Source organism: Psychrobacter sp. CMS30, assembly GCF_904846565.1.
GTDB classification, from domain to species: Bacteria; Pseudomonadota; Gammaproteobacteria; order Pseudomonadales; family Moraxellaceae; genus Psychrobacter; species Psychrobacter maritimus.
The window spans coordinates 44,913-66,615 of record NZ_CAJHBF010000003.1 but is presented as its reverse complement, the minus strand read 5'-3'; the positions used below and the strand labels follow the sequence as shown (position 1 = coordinate 66,615).

The 21,703-nt window shown below is 44.8% G+C and carries 20 protein-coding genes; 14 read left to right on the top strand and 6 right to left on the bottom strand.

From position 1 onward, the window contains the following. Nucleotides 1-116: 116 nt before the first annotated feature. From JMX94_RS02365 to JMX94_RS02355, 3 genes are all read right to left on the bottom strand, one after another. Nucleotides 117-860 (bottom strand): siderophore-interacting protein, encoded by a 744-nt coding sequence (locus JMX94_RS02365; protein ID WP_201562876.1) that lies wholly within the window; start codon nucleotides 858-860, stop codon nucleotides 117-119. Nucleotides 861-952: 92 nt separating this feature from the next. Further along, nucleotides 953-2,227 (bottom strand): HmuY family protein, encoded by a 1,275-nt coding sequence (locus JMX94_RS02360; protein ID WP_201562874.1) that lies wholly within the window; start codon nucleotides 2,225-2,227, stop codon nucleotides 953-955. 90 nt (nucleotides 2,228-2,317) lie between these two features. Then, a complete protein-coding gene (locus JMX94_RS02355; protein ID WP_227673475.1) occupies nucleotides 2,318-4,471 on the bottom strand; it encodes a TonB-dependent siderophore receptor in 2,154 nt (717 codons plus the stop codon). A 491-nt stretch (nucleotides 4,472-4,962) separates the two neighbouring features. On the opposite strand from JMX94_RS02355, the gene JMX94_RS02350 reads away from it, so the two are divergent. The 14 genes from JMX94_RS02350 to JMX94_RS02285 all read left to right on the top strand — a co-directional run bounded on the left by JMX94_RS02350 (nucleotide 4,963) and on the right by JMX94_RS02285 (nucleotide 19,322). After that, nucleotides 4,963-6,123 (top strand): ChuX/HutX family heme-like substrate-binding protein, encoded by a 1,161-nt coding sequence (locus JMX94_RS02350; RefSeq protein WP_201562870.1) that lies wholly within the window; start codon nucleotides 4,963-4,965, stop codon nucleotides 6,121-6,123. Between the two features lie 270 nt (nucleotides 6,124-6,393). Continuing rightward, nucleotides 6,394-7,149 (top strand): hemin ABC transporter substrate-binding protein, encoded by a 756-nt coding sequence (locus tag JMX94_RS02345; protein WP_265088921.1) that lies wholly within the window; start codon nucleotides 6,394-6,396, stop codon nucleotides 7,147-7,149. 53 nt (nucleotides 7,150-7,202) lie between these two features. Continuing rightward, nucleotides 7,203-8,189, top strand: a complete 987-nt coding sequence (locus JMX94_RS02340; protein WP_201562866.1) for an iron ABC transporter permease — start codon at nucleotides 7,203-7,205, stop codon at nucleotides 8,187-8,189. Nucleotides 8,190-8,204: 15 nt separating this feature from the next. Further along, a complete protein-coding gene (locus JMX94_RS02335) occupies nucleotides 8,205-9,077 on the top strand; it encodes an ABC transporter ATP-binding protein (RefSeq protein ID WP_201562864.1) in 873 nt (290 codons plus the stop codon). Between the two features lie 708 nt (nucleotides 9,078-9,785). Further along, nucleotides 9,786-10,694, top strand: coding sequence for an urease accessory protein UreD (locus JMX94_RS02330; protein WP_201562862.1), 909 nt, complete (start codon nucleotides 9,786-9,788; stop codon nucleotides 10,692-10,694). A 162-nt stretch (nucleotides 10,695-10,856) separates the two neighbouring features. Further along, nucleotides 10,857-11,159 (top strand): urease subunit gamma, encoded by a 303-nt coding sequence (gene ureA, locus JMX94_RS02325; protein ID WP_201562860.1) that lies wholly within the window; start codon nucleotides 10,857-10,859, stop codon nucleotides 11,157-11,159. A gap of 11 nt (nucleotides 11,160-11,170) precedes the next feature. Continuing rightward, nucleotides 11,171-11,518 (top strand): urease subunit beta, encoded by a 348-nt coding sequence (locus JMX94_RS02320; protein WP_068037174.1) that lies wholly within the window; start codon nucleotides 11,171-11,173, stop codon nucleotides 11,516-11,518. Beyond that, on the top strand, nucleotides 11,515-13,218 hold the full coding sequence (gene ureC, locus JMX94_RS02315) for an urease subunit alpha (RefSeq protein ID WP_201562859.1): 1,704 nt from the start codon (nucleotides 11,515-11,517) through the stop codon (nucleotides 13,216-13,218). The genes JMX94_RS02320 and ureC overlap by 4 nt, the downstream gene beginning before the upstream one ends. A 21-nt stretch (nucleotides 13,219-13,239) precedes the next feature. Then, nucleotides 13,240-13,800: an urease accessory protein UreE gene (gene ureE, locus JMX94_RS02310; protein ID WP_201562857.1), complete on the top strand. Its 561-nt coding sequence runs from the start codon at nucleotides 13,240-13,242 to the stop codon at nucleotides 13,798-13,800. Further along, on the top strand, nucleotides 13,775-14,497 hold the full coding sequence (locus JMX94_RS02305) for an urease accessory protein UreF (RefSeq protein ID WP_265088920.1): 723 nt from the start codon (nucleotides 13,775-13,777) through the stop codon (nucleotides 14,495-14,497). The genes ureE and JMX94_RS02305 overlap by 26 nt, the downstream gene beginning before the upstream one ends. Nucleotides 14,498-14,597: 100 nt before the next feature. Then, on the top strand, nucleotides 14,598-15,236 hold the full coding sequence (ureG, locus tag JMX94_RS02300; protein WP_068037166.1) for an urease accessory protein UreG: 639 nt from the start codon (nucleotides 14,598-14,600) through the stop codon (nucleotides 15,234-15,236). Between the two features lie 123 nt (nucleotides 15,237-15,359). Then, on the top strand, nucleotides 15,360-15,959 hold the full coding sequence (locus tag JMX94_RS02295) for a HupE/UreJ family protein (RefSeq protein ID WP_201562855.1): 600 nt from the start codon (nucleotides 15,360-15,362) through the stop codon (nucleotides 15,957-15,959). 155 nt (nucleotides 15,960-16,114) lie between these two features. After that, nucleotides 16,115-17,377: a RidA family protein gene (locus tag JMX94_RS02290; RefSeq protein WP_201562853.1), complete on the top strand. Its 1,263-nt coding sequence runs from the start codon at nucleotides 16,115-16,117 to the stop codon at nucleotides 17,375-17,377. 922 nt (nucleotides 17,378-18,299) lie between these two features. Beyond that, a complete protein-coding gene (locus tag JMX94_RS02285) occupies nucleotides 18,300-19,322 on the top strand; it encodes a D-cysteine desulfhydrase family protein (RefSeq protein ID WP_201562852.1) in 1,023 nt (340 codons plus the stop codon). Between the two features lie 58 nt (nucleotides 19,323-19,380). On the opposite strand, the gene modB is transcribed toward JMX94_RS02285, so the two are convergent. The 3 genes from modB to JMX94_RS02270 form a co-directional block, all read right to left on the bottom strand. Continuing rightward, entirely contained in the window at nucleotides 19,381-20,082 is a 702-nt protein-coding gene (modB, locus tag JMX94_RS02280) for a molybdate ABC transporter permease subunit (RefSeq protein WP_201562850.1), read from the bottom strand. 136 nt (nucleotides 20,083-20,218) lie between these two features. After that, nucleotides 20,219-21,067: a molybdate ABC transporter substrate-binding protein gene (gene modA, locus JMX94_RS02275; RefSeq protein ID WP_201562848.1), complete on the bottom strand. Its 849-nt coding sequence runs from the start codon at nucleotides 21,065-21,067 to the stop codon at nucleotides 20,219-20,221. A gap of 94 nt (nucleotides 21,068-21,161) precedes the next feature. After that, a complete protein-coding gene (locus JMX94_RS02270) occupies nucleotides 21,162-21,653 on the bottom strand; it encodes a molybdenum cofactor biosynthesis protein MoaE (protein WP_201562846.1) in 492 nt (163 codons plus the stop codon). Between the last annotated feature and the right edge of the window lie 50 nt (nucleotides 21,654-21,703).

Sequence of the window (21,703 nt, the reverse complement as noted above, 5' to 3'; positions counted from 1 at the left end):
GTCTAGGATATTATAATCTGGCCTGCGAATGAGTTGATGACCACGTCAGAACCTTAACACTAATAGCCCTCAAATCATTGTTAATACATCTCGGATTTTTGAAGGTGAATAGCATATTATTCTAGGTTTTGTGCATCTTCCTGCTTCTCAATTTTATGCTGATCTTCTGTACGCTCTACTTTCCAGTAGCTAGATATATATAAATGCGTTTTAGCTATGGACCGGTTGAATTTAAAATAGTCACGCAGTACGCGCATACTATGGAATTCACAAGCAGCCCAAACAGCAGGTTGCCCTTCAAGCCAAGTAATGGTTTTAACATGCTCAAGTAAAGGGCTGCTTGCGGAGTTTGGAGTAGGATTTATAACCCAGTAAATGTCAACGTTCTTAGGTTTTTTAAGATTTTGTCGATCTGCCTCGCTGCTGATCTCAAGGATGGCATAGCCGCGTGCATCGTCAGGTAATTGTGCAAGATTGACAGCAATCGCAGGTAGTGCAGTCATGTCACCTATTAATAAAAACCAATCTGCATCACGGTTGATGAGCTTTTTTGGTCCTGGTCCGCCTACCAATATTTGCTCACCCACTTGGGCGTTACGTGCCCACATTGAAGCAGGTCCTTCAGCGTCGTGCAAGGCAAAATCGATATCTATTTCACCCTCACGTTGACCACTTATAGTATAGGTGCGCATTAGTGGTCGAGTCCCGTGGCCTTGAGGAAATATGAGTTTGATATAAGCGCTTTCTTGATCTGTTGGAAAGTCAATCAAGCCAGCACCGCCAAGCGTGACGCGGCACATATGTGGCGTGATGTATTTGGTACAAGTAACATCCAGTATTCTTGGAGCGGGTTTTGCCATTTTATAAAGTGCCTTATTTTGTAGCGGTAAAGACAGTTGCCAATTAAGTCAGGATTGATACTGTCATCTTTGATTTCAGAAAAAATAAAATATTAAGGAGCAGGCTGAATGTCTATTTTAAATTCCCATGAGGTCGCAGTCGTCGCTGAGCTATCAGGGTAGTTTATTTTATCCAAACGCACGCGTGCATAGCTATTGCCTTCAGCAGATCTAATGAGCGCGCCTTGTGCGCTGTCAACTGGTTTGGCATTTAGTTGATGCGTCATGCCATTGTAGGTATACCAGCCAAAGTCTAGGTTCGGGAAATTACCCGTATAAGCAGGATTGAGATCCGAACCTTTACTATCAATGACCCAGCTTCTGGCACTCATCGGCCTATCGTACACAGCAGTGGTGGTAAGGTTGGTTAAAGTCGCCGCGCTACCATCGGTCGTAAATTGACTGGTAATGGGTTTACCTTGCGCATCATAATATCCGGCTGGCGTGGCGGCGAGGTAACCACCAACTTTGCCTTTTTTAGTGCCAATAGCAGAATCGCCACCATTTAAAATCAAATCATTACGCTTAAAGCCAATCTGCCAAGAGCTGTTTTTATCGCTGCTACTTTTTCCTGTGGTTAAATCAAAATAGACCCAATTATCATTGTTTGAGGCATCGATGGTTTTAGTCTGTATCTTATTTGGTAGCGCGGTATCAATCCAGCGCAGAGTAGGGTAACCAGAGGCACCAGTATCATTATAATAATTGGTAATCTGCATGGCATAAATAGGCTGCTGTACACTGCTGTCTGTCATGGCGCTGCTATTATCTGTGGTAACAAGATAGACGCGATTGTTCGGGTAGAGCTGATGGTTGCCTTTTAAATTGTATTCAAACCAAGGCTGTGCATCAAATATACCGCCACTACGGTCTTCATTGTAGTGCATGGTAATATCACGTTTGGTATCAGGGTCTTGAGTTGCATTGCTATAACGGCTCAAATCTGACCAGTCGATCAAACCAAAAACGCCGCCCAAACCTGCGCCAGAATCACCGCTATTTGACCAAAGCTTAACCGAACGCGCTTGGTTATCAAACTTAATATCCCATTTATTCTCGTCACACGAGCTTTCAGCTTTGATGTCAAAATCATAACAGGTTACGGCATCAGGCGCTAAATTAGTAACTTGCCAAGTGGCCGTTTCGCTAAAGCTGGCAGTGCTAACAGGCGGCGTGTTACCGCCATTACCAACATTGCCGTTACTGTCACTGCTTGTGCCATCACTGCCGCCACCGCAGCCGGTCATGCTGAGTGCTAAAATGCTGCCACTAAAAAGTAATGCCAATTTGGTCGGCTTGGTGTGAATTGCTGGGAGAATTGGGGTCATATCAGCTTCCTTGATGGTTGTCGTTTTATATAAAAGGTGAAAAACAGCGCTACAAATACAATGGCTTTAGAATGATTGTGAATCAAAGGCTTACCAATGGTAACTGGCGCCAAGTAACCACTCACGATTATCAATGGGACGATAGTCACTGGTATCGGTGACATCACGCTGCACATCAAGGATATTATTAATCGCTGCATACAAGCTCAAGTTTGCAGTTGCGTCATAATTGAGCTTGCTATCGAGTGTCCACCAAGACGGTGAATATGCTTGCTCGCTGGTACTAATCAGCTGTTTAGATTCATAATTGAGGCGCGGGATCAGCTGTAATTTGTCATTGATTTGATAATCTAGTGCGAGCATCGCTTTGTGATTGGGCTTATAGGTCAGCTCGGTATCCGTTACATTGTTATGCGTCTTGAGGTAAGCGTAGCTGGCTTGTAGTTTCGCGCGCTCGTCCACTTGCCAGTCAATACCAATATCGCCACCATAAGTTTCGGCGCTATCAACGTTCATATATTTATAAATGGCGATGTTACCGTCAAAGGTGGCGTTGTCCTCGTCGGTTTGGATCAGATCGTTCACTTCATTATAAAAACCATTAACCGTCAAATTGACACTATCGCTCAGCTGACCTTGATAGCCGATTTGGTAACTGGTTGAGGTTTCAGGCTGCAAGTCGGGATTACCCATGACTTTATAACCCAAATTGCTATGGTCAAAGACGTAGTAGCGTTCTTTCAGGTTGGGCACGCGATAACCACCGCCAATACTGCTACGAAAGACATGGTCGCGACCGCTCGCATCCAAATGGTTGTATTTGAGTGATACCTTTGGCGCCGTATGGCCACCAAAGTCTTCATCGTTTTGATAGCGAATACCGCTCAACACCTCCCAGTTATCACCAATCAGCCAATCATCTTGTATATATAGCTCGCCGACATCACGGCTAACGTTATCGCTGATAAGCTCGCTGGATTGATTTTTCGTTTGGCTTAACTTGTCTTGCTGAACCTGACCGCCAACTTGAATAAGATGAATGTGCTTATCGGATAGTAATAGCTCAGGTAGGTCGAGCTGCGCTTGCGCCAGCGTGGTACTGATGTCTGTATCACGGGCGCTGGTGATAGTTTGCTGTGTTTTAGTATTGGATTCGCTTTGATATTCCTCATGCAGGGCTTGTGCGGACAACCGATAAGTTTTGCTGCGATTATCCACATGCGGCATGATATCAGCGCGCGCACCAACACTAAAGCGCTGCTTAGTAATGTGCTCATCTCGTTGCTGTGCCAAATAGCGCGGCGCCACATAATAATTAAAACGGCTAACATCGTCTTCTTTATAGTGGTTGGCCTCTAACCAATATTGAGCGTTTTTGACCATTCGGCTATCGTTGCTACTATCGTCATTGTCTGATATGTCTTGACCGTCCGGGCGGTAGCTAAATCGGGCACTGATTTGTGATTGCTCACTGGCATCTTTTAATCTGGGCCATGCTTCATGGTCTAGGCTCAAACCATTATTATCCAGATACGAGCCTGATAGACGCGCATGAAAGCGCTGGTTTTTATCTAATGCCCCTTCCACGCTGGCTTCTACATAGCGTTTGTTAGAATCTAACTTTTTACCAGATGGATTTTGCCGACCATTGCTGGCAATCTCGGTGGTGATATGTCCTGTCGCTGTGCCAATAGGTTTAGTGATGATATTGATAACGCCGCCCATCGCCGCGCTACCAAACTGCGCTGACGCCGCTCCCTGAACCACTTCTATTTGTTCAATATCCATATTCATATATTGATTTAAGTTTACCGTCGAGCCAGTGCTGGCGGTGATGGGTAAGCCATCAATCAACACCAATACTTGATCACCGGTAAAGCCTTGCATGCTGACCTCGTAACCTGTTTTACCATGGACTTCGCGTAAGTACACATTGGGCAACAAGGCTAGCGCTTCTTTTAAAGTATGAGCATGGTTGTCATCTAGTTGCTGGCGGCTGAGTACTTGCAGGGCAACTGGCGCATCGCTCAATGCACGCTCAGAGCGTGTGGCCGTTACCACGATAGGATCTAAACGTGTGCTCGGCATGGCAGCATTGCTTGTAATATCACCATTATTCTCTGCAAGAGGCGGCGCTGCTTGGACGGAAACTGGGGCTAAAGTAAGCAATGCTAACGCCACACTCATGGTTAATCTACTACGACGCAGTTGTGGTGGATGGGTGTGTAATTTTGTATGAGTCAAAAGGGGTTGAGACGCTAAAATCGACATAAATAAAACAACCATCGTAAAAGTAGAAAGTAAGAAAGTCGCGTTGCTTAAAGATCTTTTGCTACAAAAAGAGCAATCTAAAGCGACCGTGTCATAGTTTTAATTGTTAAAGACTTTGTTACTTGATTCACTATCGTCAGTAACAAAGCTTAGACATCATATTTCAAAAGATAATAATTATCAATATGCAAATGATAATTATTACTATTTACAAAGTGAAAAAATGTTGCCATAATAATTTCCGTTCAATATCACCTAGCAGGAATAATAAACGGCAGTTATGAAAAAGACATGATGACTAATACGTTATAAAAAAGCAGTCTCTTGATCACGTTTTGACAAGCACTGATTTTTCAAACGTCTGTCATATACTTTATCCCTGCTATTCTTAATACATTCATATTTAAGCTGACAACGCCAAGGTGATTGGTTTTTTTATCATCGACTATTTTATGGAGCGCACTATGAGTCACCCGTTATCGTTAAGCAAAAAAAATACTGAGCTATGGCAACAATACCAAGCATTAAAAGCAAAAATACCGATGCTGTTTCCCACAGAAGGGGCGACTGCGCTAGGTGTCAGCGAGTTTGAGCTCATGCTTGCATCTCCTTATAGTCAGTATATTGGTGATCAGTGCAAAGCCGTTTTAAAGCAGTTTGAGACGTTTGGTGACATGGAAAGCATCGTCAGAAACGAGTTGGCCGTGCATGAAAAAACGGCGCCGTATCACAATCTTAAGCTTGGCGAAAAGATGGGATTGGCGCTCAATGTTGGTGGTCTAGATTTACGATTCTTTATGTGGCAATGGCAGCATATGCTGGCGGTAACGGATACCAGCCGCGCCGATAAACCGTCTTATAGTATCCAGTTTTATAACGCCCAAGGTGCTGCTATCGACAAAGTGTATCTACGAGAGTTGAGTGATGAGAATATCAGCCGTTGGCAAGCGATGATTCAGGAGCAGCAGCAAACGGTCAGTAATGATACGCTGACGTTAGAAGCACAAGAGCCGCCAAATGACTGGCGTTACAAGGCATTAAGTGAAGAGGAGCGTGCGCAGCTACAACAAGGCTGGCAGGCAATGACAGACGTGCATCAATTTCACTCATTATTAAAAAATCTCGATATCGATCGTGCTAGTAGCTACCATCAAGCACCAGAGCAGATGACGCAGCAGCTTGAGGTTAGCGCTGTCGAAGCGGTATTTGCGCAAGCGCGCGATGCCAAATTCCCAATCATGATATTTGTCGGTAATAGCGGACTCGTACAGATTCAGACAGGAACGGTACAGACTCTCAAACGCATAGGGGATTGGTTTAATATTTTAGACAAAGACCATAGTGACTTTACGCTGCATTTAAAAGACAAAGCATTGGCGCAAGTATGGAGTGTTAAGCGTCCAACCAAAGACGGCATCGTCACTTGTATCGAAGGTTTTGATAATAAAGGGACTAGTATATTTAGTGTGTTTGGTCAGCGTATTGAAGGCACGCCTGAGCTTGAAGCATGGCAGCAGATCGTTGCCAAGGTTACCGAAGCCCATTCGTATGCGGACATGCTGTATGAAAAGATAGAGCATGAAAAGACAGCAACACAGTTACTAACGACTGACGACATGGCATAAATTTAACGTTGGATATGAATAATGATGACTGGCACTAGAGGCGTCTATCATTTATATAAGCCTTTATGTGACAGTCGTTTTAATCATAAATAATTTGTCAATCGACAACCATTATAAGAAATCCTTCAAAATGATGACCAAGGAACCGTTATGTTCTCTCAGCTATTAAAACAAAACACAAAAAACTTAAAATTCGAAAAATTATCAACGATAAATATATCTTTTAGCAGAAGTGCTATAAGTATAGCCACTATTATTGGCGCATTTGTAGTGCCTTCACTTTCTGCCCAAGCTTATGAACGTATCGTCGCGATGAGCCCAGATGTGGCAGATGTGGTCGTGGCCCTAGGATCGACTAATAAGTTGGTTGGTAAAGATGCGACCAATAATAATCCAGCGCTAAAGAATGTACCAGCCGTGGGTATGCATCGTAATATCACCGCCGAGTCAGTGTTGGCCGTCAAGCCAGATTTGGTGCTCGGCAGTTATATGGTACAGCCTGCCAGTATTTATCAGCGGCTAAACGGCTTAAAGATTAAAGCCGTCAATGTAGCGCCAAAAGAAGAATTAAGCACCTTTGCCAATAGTATTAAATCTATCGGCAGTTACGTTGATAAAAAATCCCAAGGCACACAGCTTGCTAAGCGTTGGAATGCAGGGATGAGCCCAATGGCAAAAACCGGTAAGCGCTATTTATTAAGTTACGATGGTCGTATCGTTGCAGGTAAGGGCACGGTAGGCGATGAGCTGATTCGCCGTGCTGGTGGAATCAATGCGGCAAACGTATCAGGGCTAAAACCCATGTCACGTGAAGGCTGGCTGGCAGCCAAGCCGGATGTCATCATTATTGCTGATCATAATCAGGCAGTGGTTGGCGGTGTCAGTCGATTTAGTAAACGTCCTGAGGTTTCGACAAGTGCTGCCGGTAAAAATGGTGGCGTACACTTTTGGCCAGCCGATGACTTTTTACGTTATGGGCTGAACTCACCACAAGTCTTAAAAAAGCTGAACGCTGTAGCAAAATAGCTCAAGCAATATATAGCATAACCTCTTTTATATTCAATAAAACGATATCTCACATGGCAAATACGATTTCCGCTTCTATCCCTATACAAACTGGAAAACACAAACATAGCATCTATTATGTTGCCGCCACTGTCGCATCTGTGCTGCTAATTTGGTTGGCGCTTGGTATTGGCTTTGGCGAATGGTCAAGCCCTAGCCATCTTGACGATACTATCTGGCAGCTGCGTTATCCACGCGTGGTGACGGCATTGTTGGTTGGCATGGCGTTGTCAGTTAGTGGTGCAGCATTACAGGCTTTATTTGAAAATCCCTTAGCGGATCCAAGTTTAATCGGTACATCAGGTGGCGCGGCGCTTGGGGTAGTGTTGGTATTGGCGCTAGGGTTTGGTGGTTTTGGTATTCCGCTTGCAGCGTTTACCGGAAGCGTATTGGTGTGCTTGTTTATTCTCGCTTGTCATCGGTTTTTGGGTGGTGGGCAGATGGGCTTGCTGATATTGGGGTTTGTCATCAGTGCTTTTTGTGCCGCTGTGGTCAGCCTGATTTTATTCATGTCTGATGACATGGTGCTGCGCTCGGCGACCATTTGGCTGTCAGGTAGTATGGCGGAAGCGGGCTTTGTACCGCTGCGTTATTCGATTGTCTCTATGATTTTAGGGCTGGCTATTTTATTACCGTTAGGTCGGCAGTTAGATGGGTTGATGTTAGGTGAGGCAGCCGCAAAATCTTTGGGTATCAAGGTGGGTGTGGTTCGTTGTTTGGTCGTGATTGCCTCGGCATTACTGACAGGGGCAGCGGTGTCTTTAGCAGGCGTCATCGGTTTTATTGGCATGATGGTGCCAAACCTGCTGGCTATTCTGTTTGGTGGCGGACGTATGCGCCTCATGATTTGGTCTGGCTGGCTTGGGGCGATATTATTACTCGTCATTGATGGCGCGGCGCGACATGTCGCTTATCCAGTGGATGTTCCCGTTGGCATCGTTTTAGCGTTGCTTGGCGGTCCATTCTTTATTTGGCTGTTTGTGCGTAGTAGCCGCCGTTAATCAAAGAGAGTGCTTATGTTTCATTCATTTTTTACGGCTACATCAAAGACCTCGCTAGCAAATCGAGAAAGCAATATAGATAGTAGTAATATCAAGAGTAGTAATATCAAGAGTAGTAATGCAGGCGAGCTGTTGTCGATGCAAGATATTCATATCTCGCACGGTCATAAAACATTGTTAAAGATAGACAAGCTAACAGTGCCAAGCCAAAAGCTGGTCGCCTTTATCGGACCAAACGGCGCAGGTAAAAGCACGTTACTGCACGCGGTTTTGGGTCAACACACACGAACCGCGCTTGAAACAGATGGCCACATTACGATTTACGGTCAGCCGATCAACGAGGTCATGAATGATGGCCATATCGCTTGGGTTGGACAACATGAGCGTTTTGAGCTGCCGTTAACGGTACTGGATTATGCGCTATTGGGCGTTTCACCTAATCTTGCATGGTATCAGCGCCCAAATAGCCATCATGTTGAGCGCGCACAAAATTTACTACAGGATTTTGAATTATTAAGTTTGGTCAGTGCTCGCGTGCAAACCTTATCAGGCGGTGAAAAGCAGCGCTTGGCTATCGCACGAGCGCTGATGCAAGATACCGATATTATGATGTTCGATGAGCCGACCAATCATCTTGATATTCGCCATCAGCGTTTTTTGCTTAAATATTTGCATAATTTGGTGCGACAGCAGCGCAAAAGTATCGTGGTTGTCCTCCATGATTTGACCCATGCGCATCGCTATACTGATGAGGTGGTCTTGTTAAATGGTGGACGAGTTATCGCCCAAGGAACACCCAACCAAGTAATGACTAGTGAGCAGTTAAGTGACGTTTATAATGTCAATATCAAGGCGCATCAAACTGAGGATGGCTTGGTATTTATATAGGTCTTATAATGAGAGCAGAATCAGTTGTTTTTCTATAGAACCTTTATTAATGAATATCTTTATTTAGCTGAGGTTGGTATCTGCCTTTTTGCAAGCGATGGCCAAGTTTTAACCATAGCAATAGGGAGATGATGTGATGATAGTCTCACATTAACTTAATTTAGAGAATCTGCACATAAAAAGCGCCATCTTATATACAATTGTTGCAAGTAAAAGAACCGCTCTAACCACTGTACAGTAAGCCTTCCTCTGATTATTTATTATGTTTTATTTCTGCAAGACAGGCTGTGTAGCTTAACCGTAATTAACGCTATCTTTCTCTGGATAAGGAAGTAAATAGTTTGACAGTCATATAATTTTAGTTTATAAGAGATAAATAGTATGGTTGTTTTCCTATAGGTACTTTTTAGCATTCAATATTTAAAGCAATACAACTTTTACACATACCAAGGGCAGAGTCTTCTACCCTGATTTTCTACAGTAATTTATCAGCAGTATTCGTATCACAGCTTCTAGGCAGTTAATGCCCACATAATATTGACACTCATTGACGGCTAATAAGCCAGTATTGTCAACCTGACCTCACCCGCGCACGTGAATATTTTGCTCATTTTGCTATCTGTAAGCTAATACCCTGCCTTTCAGGATGATTGGCTAACGATTCAGCGATATGTGTCGCGCTGGGCCTATAAAAAGGTGTTCGACGGAATGACGACTTTATCTCATAAATCTACAGTACAACAGCCTGCTACAGACTCAGGACACCAATTTGATGCCAACCGTCATTGGGCGGCATTTTTGACCTTAGGATTTGGTGCTCATACTGAAGCTGAGACTAGCATTACCCGCATGAATATAGCCCGCCATTATGGTCCCTTGCGTGTGCAAAGACCGTTCTATCCTGAAGGCCGCGATGGTTGCTGTCACGTCTATCTGCTGCATCCGCCTGGTGGTATAGCGAGTGGCGATGCACTCAATATAGATGTCACTGTGTCGGCAAACGCCCATACTTTGTTAACGACGCCTGCTGCCAATAAGCTTTATAAAGCCGACAGTAATGGCGTTGCTTGGAACCAGCATACCCACCTAAAAATCGCTAATGACGCTACTTTAGAATGGCTGCCGCAGGAAACGCTCGCTTTTAACGGCTCTCGCGGCGAGCAGACCATCATCATTGATTTAGAAGACAGCGCCAAGTGCTTGGGGTGGGAGATTCTTGGTCTTGGCCGTCCTGCCAGCAAGCTACCTTTCGTCAGTGGCCGTCTCGAACAGCGCTTTCATCTCACCCGTAATGGTCGCCCGTTATGGATAGAACGCCAATGTATAGACCCAGATCATCCAAGATTTTCTGGCATGTGGGGCCAGGGCGGTGCCACCGTCCATGCGACATTATGGGCGGTTGGATTGGACGATCCGCTAGAGGCCATCACTGCACTACGTGAGCATATTCCCGCTGCCAATCACTGGGCAGTTACCTATCGTCGCGGCGTATTGCTGCTACGCTATTTAGGCATAGAGCGTAACGAAGCTTGGAATATATTTCAGCAAGCGCGAGAAGTACTGCGTCCGCGATTGACCGGACACAAAGCCATCACCCCACGAATTTGGTTGACTTGACGATTGGTGACTGAGCTTTTGCTTAAGTGCTGACAAACGCTTTTATCTGTCTATTTATTAATAATTGATAATTAACAACTAATAACATAAGCCTTTTAATGACATAGGCTTTCCATAAAACGATAACGATAACGATAACCATAATATAAGAAGGAGTCAGCGATGGAATTAACGCCAAGAGATAAAGATAAGTTGCTATTGTTTACGGCAGGGCTACTTGCTGAGCGCCGCAAGGCTAAAGGCCTCAAACTGAATTATCCTGAATCAATAGCGCTGATCAGTTGCGCCATTATGGAAGGCGCACGTGAAGGCCGTACTGTGGCAGAGATGATGAGTGCGGGACGCGAAATCCTTACCCGAGATGACGTAATGGATGGCATCGCTGAGATGATTGAAAGCCTACAAGTTGAGGCAACCTTTCCCGACGGCACGAAGCTTGTGACCGTTCATAACCCTATTGTCTGAGGAGACTTGCTATGATTCCTGGTGAATATCAGCTAAAGAGCGATGACATTGAGTTATGTGTCGATCGTGAACCTATCACTATCAACGTCGCAAATACGGGTGACCGTCCTATCCAAGTTGGCTCTCACTATCACTTTGCCGAGACCAACGCGGCCTTAGACTTTGACCGTAAAAAAGCTTATGGGCACCGCTTAGCGATTGCGGCAGGTATGGCGATACGTTTTGAGCCGGGTCAACACCGTGATGTCCCCTTGATTCCTTTTTCAGGCTTACGCCATATTTATGGTTTCCGTGGTGAGGTAATGGGTCCCTTAGATCAAGGTCAGAATCAAAACTCAGACTCAGGAGCGAACTCATGAAAATTACTCGCCAAGCTTATGCAGATATGTATGGTCCAACGACCGGCGATAGAATTCGTTTAGGCGATACTGAGCTGTGGATCGAGATAGAAAAAGACTACACGCATTATGGTGAAGAGGTCATGTTCGGTGGTGGCAAGGTGATTCGTGATGGTATGGGTCAAAGTCAGCGCTGCGACGATACCGTGATGGATACTGTCATTACCAATGCCGTCATTATCGACTGGTGGGGTATCGTGAAAGCCGATGTGGGTCTAAAAAATGGCCGCATCGCTGCTATCGGAAAAGCCGGTAACCCTGATACCCAGCCTGATGTCGATATCGTCATTGGCCCTGGTACCGAAATTATAGCGGGTGAAGGTCAAATTTTGACGGCGGGCGGTGTGGACACTCACGTGCATTATATTTGTCCGCAGCAGGTTGACGAAGCATTAATGAGTGGCTTGACGACTATGATTGGCGGTGGTACGGGGCCAGCGACGGGCTCAATCGCAACTACCCATACGCCCGGCCCTTGGCATCTAGGCAAAATGATGCAAGCCGTAGATGACTTGCCCATTAATATTGGTTTTCTTGGTAAAGGTAGTGCCAGTACTCCAGAAGCGCTGATACAACAAGTAGAAGCTGGGGCGATGAGTCTAAAAATCCATGAAGATTGGGGCGCGACCCCAGCTTCTATCAGTAATGCACTAGATGTGGCAGACCGCTACGATATACAGATTGCTATTCATGCCGATAGCTTAAATGAGTCTGGTTTTGTAGAAGACACGATAGCAGCATTCAAAGACCGCTGTATTCATACTTACCACACTGAAGGTGCTGGTGGTGGTCATGCGCCTGATATCATCGTCGCTTGTAGTTTGCCCAACGTATTGCCATCGTCTACTAATCCGACACGTCCTTATACGATTAATACCGTCGATGAGCATCTCGATATGTTGATGGAGTGCCATAATCTAGACCCCAGTATTCCAGAAGACGTTGCCTTTGCCGATTCGCGTATCCGCCGTGAGACTATTGCTGCTGAAGACATCCTGCATGATATGGGTGTGATTTCGATGATCTCGTCGGACTCGCAAGCGATGGGTCGTATTGGTGAAGTGGTATGTCGCACTTGGCAAACTGCGCACAAAATGCGTCTGCAACGTGGTCTGTTACCAGAAGATGAAGAACGCGGTACGGATAACTTCCGCGTGAAGCGCTACATTGCCAAGTACACTATCAATCCAGCCATCACTCACGGCGTTGGTCATGAAGTTGGTTCTGTCGAAATTGATAAGCTGGCGGATTTGGTGTTGTGGAAGCCAGGCTTCTTTGGGGTTAAGCCATCAATTATCCTCAAAGGTGGCATGATAGCGGGCGCTGCGATGGGTGACCCTAATGCCGCTATTTCTACCCCGCAACCTGTGCATTATCGCCGTATGTTTGGTGCGCTTGGCCGTGCCGCTGCCGCAACACGAATCACTTTTGTCAGTCAAGCGGCTATGAATAATGGCCTAGAAGAAAAGCTTGGTCTAAAGAGCAGGCTGGTGGCATGTAAAAACGTCCGTCAAATGCGTAAGAGTGATATGAAGCTCAATGATGCCTGCCCAGAGCTAACAGTAGATCCACAAACTTATGAAGTTCGCGCAGATGGCGTGCTATTAACGTGTGAGCCACTTTCTGAATTACCATTAGCCCAACGTTATCATTTGTTTTAAAGCGCTTTTAAGGATATCAACATGCTTGAATTAATAAAAAGAATCGACGGCAGCACTCAGGCCGATGTACACGACACCCTGACTTTACCTTATGAGCTACGCATACGTGGCCGCCTAAAAGCTGTGACCGATAGCGGCCTTGATGTCGGCTTGTTCCTTGATCGAGGTCCGGTACTGCGCCACGGTGACTTACTACAAGCGAGCAGTGGCGAGATCATCCAAGTATGCGCCGCTGATGAGCCAGTCACTACAGCTTATGTTGAGGGCGGTTTAGCATTGGGACGACTTGGCTATCACTTAGGTAATCGTCATGTATCGCTCGCCCTTGGTAGCGACGAAGATGGGCGTCATTGGGTACGGTTCCCGCCAGATCATGTGTTAGAAGAATTGGCAGTGCTGCTGGGGGCAACCTTGAGCCATCACCAGGCGCCATTCGATCCTGAATCTGGTGCTTATGCGCAAGCTGGCCGTGAACACTCTCATGCCCATGAGCACGCACACGAACATGCAAATGATCACTCTCACGAACACAATCATGCCCATGGACATTCCCATCATGACGACCATAACCATGCACACTGACGTACAGCCAAACGCAACCAGTGATTTGGCGCTGCTGGGACTGATGCAACTGATTAGCCCTGCATTGCCAATCGGTGCATTCGCTTGGTCGCAAGGCCTAGAGAGTGCATTTGAGCTTGGCTGGGTATGTAATGAGGCTGAGCTTGGCGAGTGGTTAGAGGGCGTACTTGACGATGGTATGTCCCGCTGCGAATTACCAGTGCTGGCACGTTTGCAAACCTGCTGGGAGAATGGTGACAGTGAAGGTCTTGCCTTTTGGAATGACTGGATACATGCCAATCGTGAGACCGCTGAGCTCAGCGATGAAGACACACGTTTGGGCCAAGCATTGATGCGTTTGCTCAATAGTTTAGAGTTGCAACCGCAGACAGCCTTAGGTCATGCCAAGCTACCAGAAGAGCCTGGTTATGTGACCGTTTTTGCTTGGACCGCTCATCAACGCCAAGTGCCTATACGCCAAAGCCTACTCGGCTTTGCTTGGGGCTGGCTGGAAAACCAACTGGCGGTCGCCTGCAAAGCGATGCCATTAGGTCATACCGCTGCGCAACGTTTGAACGAGCAATTGCGCCCGCAACTGGTCGCTGCCGTTGATACTGCGCTGGCATTAACTGATGAGCAGTTAGGTCCGATTTTACCGGGGTTAGCACTCGGTAGTGCTCAACACGAAACCCAATATTCAAGATTATTCAGAAGCTAATCATTTTTATTTTGCAACCGTTTCTATTTTACGATCGCTTTAATTTTATAACAGCTTCGATTTTATAACAGCTTTTACTAATATATAAGGAAAGATAGCCATGAAACATTGTTTAAGAATAGGTGTCGGTGGGCCCGTTGGTTCTGGAAAAACGGCCTTGTTGCGCCAGTTATGTAGCGCTTTAAAAGATCACTACGACATTGCCGTGGTCACCAATGATATCTACACCCGTGAAGATGCTGATTTTTTACTTAAGCACGACGCCTTGCCTGCTGATCGTATTCTTGGTGTGGAAACGGGCGGTTGTCCGCACACTGCTATCCGAGAAGATGCTTCTATGAATCTGGCCGCAATCGATGATTTGCAAACGCGTCATCCTAATCTAGAGCTGGTGTTAGTAGAATCTGGCGGCGATAACCTAGCGGCGACCTTTAGCCCAGAGCTTTCTGATTTAACCCTATACGTCATCGACGTCGCTGCTGGTGACAAAATCCCTCGTAAAGGCGGCCCAGGTATCACCAAATCAGACTTGCTAATTATCAATAAAATTGACATCGCTGAATATGTACATGCCTCCCTAGATGTGATGGAACGTGACTCGAAAAAAATGCGCGGCGAGCGTCCTTTTATATTCACCAACTTGTATGACGGTGTGGGCGTAGAAGAAATCATTAGCTTTATTTTAAAGCAGGGCATGTTACCTGAGCGTCGTCCTGGCAAGCTAAGTGCTGATGCTTAATTATCAGTGCCTTGTTATCAGTGCTTTACTGCCAGTGCTGATACGCCTTTATAGTACAAGTAAGATATAAATAACAGTTATATACCAGTTAACAATAAACAAAAAGAACAGAGGGAGAACACCATGAATAAAATGACTAAGTTGCCAGTGGCGAAGCTATTAATGACCATCGGGCTGATGCTGACGGCCACTTTAGCCATTGCCCACCCTGGCCATGGCGAGCACGTGAGCAATGGTTTTCTGAGCGGTTTACTGCATCCAATGATGGGTCTTGACCACTTATTAGCCATGGGTGCGATTGGTTTTTGGAGTATTCGCCAAAACACCACGATGAAACGTGGCACGCCTTTATTCGTCGTCGGCGGCATGATAGCGGGCGCAGGTCTTGCTTGGGCTGGTGTCAGTTTGGCTGGAATAGAGACAGGTATTGCTATGTCAGTATTGCTAGTCGGTGTACTAATCGCGACGCTAGCAAAACTGCCGACTGCTATTGGCGGCACGTTGGTTGCGCTGTTTATGGTCGCACACGGTTATGCTCACGGAACTGAGATGACCCAAGGTTCAAGCTTACTGCTTTATATGGCCGGCTTCGTTGTCGCAACCTTAGCCATTACCTTTGTTGGTCGCGGTCTAGGCACAGCGATGCTCAAAGCCGATAACCGTATTACTCGTGCATTAGGCGGCGTGGTTGCTATCATTGGTGGGGTATTGGCTGCTGGCTAATCTCTACTAGTGCTGCAACCCAGTTATCATGATAAATCTAAAAAGCCGCACTGATTTTCTTGCGGCTTTTTGAGTTTAATTTTCTCGTCCTATTCCACAGCTATCTTTATCAAACTGAGACTATTAAAAACACATATCAAATAGGGAATATCGATATGAACGACACTATCATAAAAGTATCAAGAAACACGGACATTGCCCCGCAAAATTTACTATCTACGCAAACCGTTGCTTTTTCGCATTACAACTATATTTCAGCGCAATTACCTGTCAATATTACCACTGGTGATTTAGTCGCGAATGATATAAAAGTACAGGCCGCGCAGTGCTTAAAAAATATCAAAACCATTGTAGAAAGCATCGATCATGACATGAATGATGTAATCAAAATTAATATATTTTTGAAAAATATCGAAGATATTAAAGACATAGATACGATTTATCCTGCATTTTTTCAAGGCTATCTGCCGACACGGACGGTCATAGCAGTAGCAGCGCTACCGATGGATAATGCTTTGGTACAAATGGACGCTGTAATCTCGAACGGTGAAGGTACGTATCCACAAGCACCCGTTGAGCTGGTAAAAGTACCCAAAAACAATGAAAAAGTACCGAAGGATTCAGTATCGCCGCATACGGTCGCTTTTTCTCATTACAACAATATCTCAGCGCAACTGCCTGTAGACATTGAAACTGGTGAGCTGGTCGCTGGTGGCGTCAAAGAGCAGACGCAGCAATGCCTACAAAACATCGAAGCGATTTTAGAAAGTATCGACGTTCCTCTCCATGAAATTGTCAAAGTAAATATCTTTTTAAAAAATCTTGCCGATGTGGACGTGGTAAATGACGTTTATAAAGAATTCTTTCCAGAGTCAACCAGTGATGGAAGCGCGGGCTATTTACCTGCACTTACGATGGTTATAGCGTCAGATTTACAGCTGAATGCTTTGGTACAGATTGATGCTATCGTGTCTCACGGAAATGGCACACCGCCACAAGCTGTTGAAGATAAACATGGCATCACTATTAAGGCTAACAATACTGATAAAGCGCCGAAGAACCCGCTATCAACACAAACGGTGGCGTTCTCTCATTACAACCATCTCTCCGGTCAATTACCTATCAATCCTGAAACGGGTAAACTAATCGAAGGTGATATAAAAGCGCAGACCAAGCAGTGCTTAGAAAATATCAAAGCTATTGTAGAAAGTATCGACCATGTTATGGATGATGTGGTAAAAATGACTATCCAACTTACAGACATCACGGATATCGATGCAGTAAATGATATTTATAAGACCTTCTTCAATAGCGACTTGCCAGCCAGAACAGTGATTGGTGTCGCCGCTATTCCTAAGGATGCTTTGATACAGATTGATACTGTCGTATCCAACGCCGAAGGTACGCCACCAGCTTGAGAATAGTGATTCATGTTTTTCCGCAATAATTACTTTCATACTCACTTGCTAACGTCTCGCAATAGAGTTGTAATCAATAATTTACCTCAAATAGAAAAGGCCTTTAGATACTTGAAGGCCTTTGAATACTTAATTCGGTTGGATTGATTTCCATATTGTCAAACCCATATTAAGCGAGTCGCCTATATAAACTTAAAAATAGTAGATATCTCATAAGCCACAGTAGATAAATGTCATCGACAAATTTGTAATATCAGAGATCCTAAATTAATTGACCACAACACTTAGTTACTAGGTGTGATTTATCGCTTTATAAGATGGATTAGTAATTATGATTGACAGTAAAGATGATTGATAATAAGAAGGTAATTTCAACTTCTTAAAAAAGAGTAGTATTATTTTTAATACATTAATTTTATAGTCGTGTATTAAAAATAATACATTAATGTGACCAAAAATGATTATGTATACTCGGTAAAAGGCTTTAATATACGCTAAAGGTCATTGCTATATTTTAGACTAAACCTTTTGCTAGTAAGGCTTTGGGTGTTAATATATATTAAGGGTGTTTAAGATAGTTTGTTGTGTCTAGCCTGTCACGCCGGGGGTCGCGGGTTCGAGTCCCGTCCGCTGCGCCATATTTAAAACTTAGTTTTAATACAAAAGTTTCAACCTCAAGTATTAGTTTACTTGAGGTTTTTTTGTGTCTGATGGTTTTTTATGTACTTTTCATTAAAAGCCCACTCATTATTTTGTGAATCCTATTCATTGTTGATGATTAATTGAATAAGAAATATCGCCTGTTTTCCATGTTAAGTTTTATACTGGCTTTAAGGTAGCAGACAGCACAGCTCACTCTGCTTTTGTGGCTGTGCCAATATGCAAATTTTAGATAAATAATATAATAGGGATAAAATAAAATATGGACTATAACCACCTACCTAGAGAGCCGTTAGGCTTTTTTCCAACCCCTCTGGTTGAGCTGAAACGATTGAGTGCAGCCTTGGGCGGTCCCAAAATTTATATGAAAAGAGATGACAATACGGGGCTGGCATTGGGTGGCAACAAAACCCGCAAGCTTGAATTTATCCTCGGTGATGCGCTTGCCAAAGGTGCTGATACGATTATCACCGCAGGCGCGATACAGTCAAACCATTGTCGTCAGACGGCCGCAGCGGCGGCAAGCTTAGGGCTGGAATGCCATTTAGTCTTGGGCGGCGAAGAGCCGGCGCTGGCAAGTGGCAATCTGTTGCTAGATAAGCTATTCGGTTGTCATATCCACTGGGCAGGCGCCAATCGTAAAGGCGAAGATATTCCTAGCATCGTTGAGCAATTAACCAACCAAGGTAAGAACGTTTATGTGGTGCCGTACGGTGGCTCAAGTGAGCTTGGGGCGTTAGCCTTTGTAGAAGCGTTTAAAGAGTTAGAATCGCAGCGTCAAAGCATGGGCATCTCCTTGACGCATATCGTGTTTGCGTCGAGCTCTGGCGGCACGCAGGCGGGCTTGATGCTTGGCAACAAAATCTTTAACTCACCTTATCAAATCGTGGGCATCAATATTGATAAAGGCGAAACCGATAAAGTCTCTTTCGATCAATATACACTGGCGCTTGCTAATAGCACGGCAGAATTAATCGGTGCGGATTGTGAATTTATAGCGTCAGATTTAATCTTGAACTCAGATTATATTGGTGAAGGTTATGGCGTGGCGGGTGCATTAGAAAATGAAGCGATTGCTTTGACTGCTCAAACGGAGGGAATATTGGTAGATCCTGTTTATACCGGTCGCGCGATGGGCGGGCTCATAGATATGATTCGTACGGGGAAAATCAAAGAAACCGATAGTGTTTTATTTTGGCATACTGGCGGTGCGCCAGCTTTATTTGCTTATGCAACCGAGTTGGATTTGGCGAAAAAACCAGTAATTCAGAAGTTTGATTTTTGACATGAGAAGTTTGATTCGTTATTAATTGATGAGTTGAGTTAATTGATTGATTAAATGGTTATGGACGTTGATTAAGCCGGCTGACACTGGCTATCAGCGCCACCATAATAATACCCATAATGATAAGAATCCCCGACATCATGTGCGCCGCCTCATAATTTAGCGCTTCTACTTGCTCGTAGATAGCGATAGAGACAACCTTTGTCTCACCTGAAATGCTGCCGCCTATCATAAGCACGACGCCAAACTCGCCAATCGTATGAGCAAAGCTGATTAAACTGCCCAAAATAATTCCAATGCGCGCCTGTGGTAGGGCGACTCTTATAAAACGTCTAAGACGGCTGGGTTCTAATAAATGCGCGACTTCCATCACGCTTGCTGGAATGCGTAAAAACTGGGCGTAAACGGGCTGAATATAGAAGGGTAAGGAGTAGATAATGGAGCCGATAACCAGTCCTTCAAAGGTAAAAACTAAGGGGCTGATATTATGCTCGATAAGCCATTTACCAATACCGACGCTGGGGCTTAGCAGTAATAATAAATAAAAACCAATTACGGTAGGCGGTAAGACCAGCGGCATGGCAATGATGCCCATCAGTAGAACTTTAAGACGAGATACCGTTTGCCCGCGACTGGGTTTGGCAAGCCAATAGGCCACAGGAGTGGCGAACAGCAGCAAACATAAGGTGGTGATAGCAGCAAGCTTGATACTTACCCAAACGGGGCTTAGCATGTCTACTATCAGAGATTGAGCAATCATAGCGTCACTTATCAACTGGCTTAGTCCATGCTAACCGTTTCATTTATCCTAACCGTCTACTTATTAAACTTATTCGCAAGTGTATCAATAAACGCATGTATTTAATTTATTAATCAATCCGTCAATCCACAAAGCCTTATCGGTCAACCACAAGATAGCCGGCTTTAGAAAAATACTGCTGTCCAGCAGGCGCGCGCAGATAGTTGGAAAAATCTGTCGCGGCAGTAGCATCACTAAGCACTATTCCATCTTGCAAAATAGCTGGATAAGACTCTGGCGCTAACGTATAAAACTGCTCAGGCGTGGCTTTAATCGCCGTTAGCTGTGATTGGGCGACAAAGCCATAATCGACATTGCCAGTATGAGCATATTGAAATGCTTGCCCGATATTTTCAGCTTGTATAATACGATTTTGCTCAGTGAGCGTGTCAAAGATATTTTGCGCTTGTAGATACGCTTGTGCTGACTGGCCATAAGGGGCAAGTTCTGGATTGGCAATGGTGATTTTACTATCAGAACCCGTCGTCAATAATTCATTTAAGGCAGTAGGATTGAGTCCTTGTAGAGATTTAGTCGTGCTATACAGTGCCAGTTGACCTTGGGTATAGGTAAACGGCTGATAGGTTGTTTTGTCAGCAGACTTTAAATTATCTAGTTTTTCTTTGGCAAGTTTGGCAGGAAATTCTTGATTGGCAGATAAAAATATATCGTAAGGTGCGCCAGAGATAATTTGCGCATATAGCTTACCTGAAGAAGCGTAAGTCACCTCAATCTCTTGCGCCGGCAAGTTTTTATCCGTTTTATAGCCGGCGATAATCTCAGGCAATACATCAGATAAGTTGGCAGCAGCAGCGATACGCAGCGTTTGATTCTGCTCAGTGGTGTTGTCGGCATCTGATTGGATAGGCTGAGTGGTTTGCTCTTTGCTACAAGCAGTTAGCATTAATGCTAAGCAAGCTGAGGTTATGGTTATTATTTTAAGCATTATTATGGAACCTTCCTATTATTGCTCGCCATTATTGCTCATTGTTATTGCTAAAGGTTAGCCATCGCCTTGAGCAGTTATTTGAAGCGCATTTTTAACCGTTATTGCATAGCCACTTAGAGGAATCATCTTGGTAATATTCTTGCTTCCAAACTGGAATATCGGCTTTGATGGTATCCAATATCCAGCGGCAAGCATCAAAAGCAGGGTAGCGATGCGCTGAGACGACGCCAACCCAAACCGCCACATCACCAATCTCTAACGCGCCGATACGATGGATGGCAATCGCATGGGTAATCTCAAAGCGCTTTTTGGCCTCTTTAATAATGGCGCGACCTTGATTGATGGCGAGGTCTTCGTAGCCATAATAGGTCAAACGATTGACGCTACTGGCATTATTATGATTGCGAACGCGTCCCTCAAAGCATACAAACGCGCCGCAGCTGTCATCATCAAGGGTGCTTTTGAGCCGACTTTCATCAATATCGGTATCTAACAGCGCAAAACCATCACGTTCAGCGATGAGATACGCTTCATCGATGCTACGCTTGATGCTCATCGACTGCCCATGTACATTGTCTGTCATTTTTTCTGCCTATTATTTAACAATATTGTATAACGAGATTTTTAACTTTG

Coding starts and splice junctions, on each gene's coding strand:
- JMX94_RS02330 (WP_201562862.1), top strand. CDS start 9,786: ATGACGACTTTATCTCATAAATCTACAGTACAACAGCCTGCTACAGAC.
- JMX94_RS02360 (WP_201562874.1), bottom strand. CDS start 2,227: ATGACCCCAATTCTCCCAGCAATTCACACCAAGCCGACCAAATTGGCA.
- JMX94_RS02340 (WP_201562866.1), top strand. CDS start 7,203: ATGGCAAATACGATTTCCGCTTCTATCCCTATACAAACTGGAAAACAC.
- JMX94_RS02270 (WP_201562846.1), bottom strand. CDS start 21,653: ATGACAGACAATGTACATGGGCAGTCGATGAGCATCAAGCGTAGCATC.
- ureC (WP_201562859.1), top strand. CDS start 11,515: ATGAAAATTACTCGCCAAGCTTATGCAGATATGTATGGTCCAACGACC.
- JMX94_RS02290 (WP_201562853.1), top strand. CDS start 16,115: ATGAACGACACTATCATAAAAGTATCAAGAAACACGGACATTGCCCCG.
- JMX94_RS02295 (WP_201562855.1), top strand. CDS start 15,360: ATGAATAAAATGACTAAGTTGCCAGTGGCGAAGCTATTAATGACCATC.
- ureE (WP_201562857.1), top strand. CDS start 13,240: ATGCTTGAATTAATAAAAAGAATCGACGGCAGCACTCAGGCCGATGTA.
- modB (WP_201562850.1), bottom strand. CDS start 20,082: ATGATTGCTCAATCTCTGATAGTAGACATGCTAAGCCCCGTTTGGGTA.
- JMX94_RS02350 (WP_201562870.1), top strand. CDS start 4,963: ATGAGTCACCCGTTATCGTTAAGCAAAAAAAATACTGAGCTATGGCAA.
- modA (WP_201562848.1), bottom strand. CDS start 21,067: ATGCTTAAAATAATAACCATAACCTCAGCTTGCTTAGCATTAATGCTA.
- JMX94_RS02305 (WP_265088920.1), top strand. CDS start 13,775: ATGACGACCATAACCATGCACACTGACGTACAGCCAAACGCAACCAGT.
- JMX94_RS02335 (WP_201562864.1), top strand. CDS start 8,205: ATGTTTCATTCATTTTTTACGGCTACATCAAAGACCTCGCTAGCAAAT.
- JMX94_RS02285 (WP_201562852.1), top strand. CDS start 18,300: ATGGACTATAACCACCTACCTAGAGAGCCGTTAGGCTTTTTTCCAACC.
- ureA (WP_201562860.1), top strand. CDS start 10,857: ATGGAATTAACGCCAAGAGATAAAGATAAGTTGCTATTGTTTACGGCA.
- JMX94_RS02320 (WP_068037174.1), top strand. CDS start 11,171: ATGATTCCTGGTGAATATCAGCTAAAGAGCGATGACATTGAGTTATGT.
- ureG (WP_068037166.1), top strand. CDS start 14,598: ATGAAACATTGTTTAAGAATAGGTGTCGGTGGGCCCGTTGGTTCTGGA.
- JMX94_RS02365 (WP_201562876.1), bottom strand. CDS start 860: ATGGCAAAACCCGCTCCAAGAATACTGGATGTTACTTGTACCAAATAC.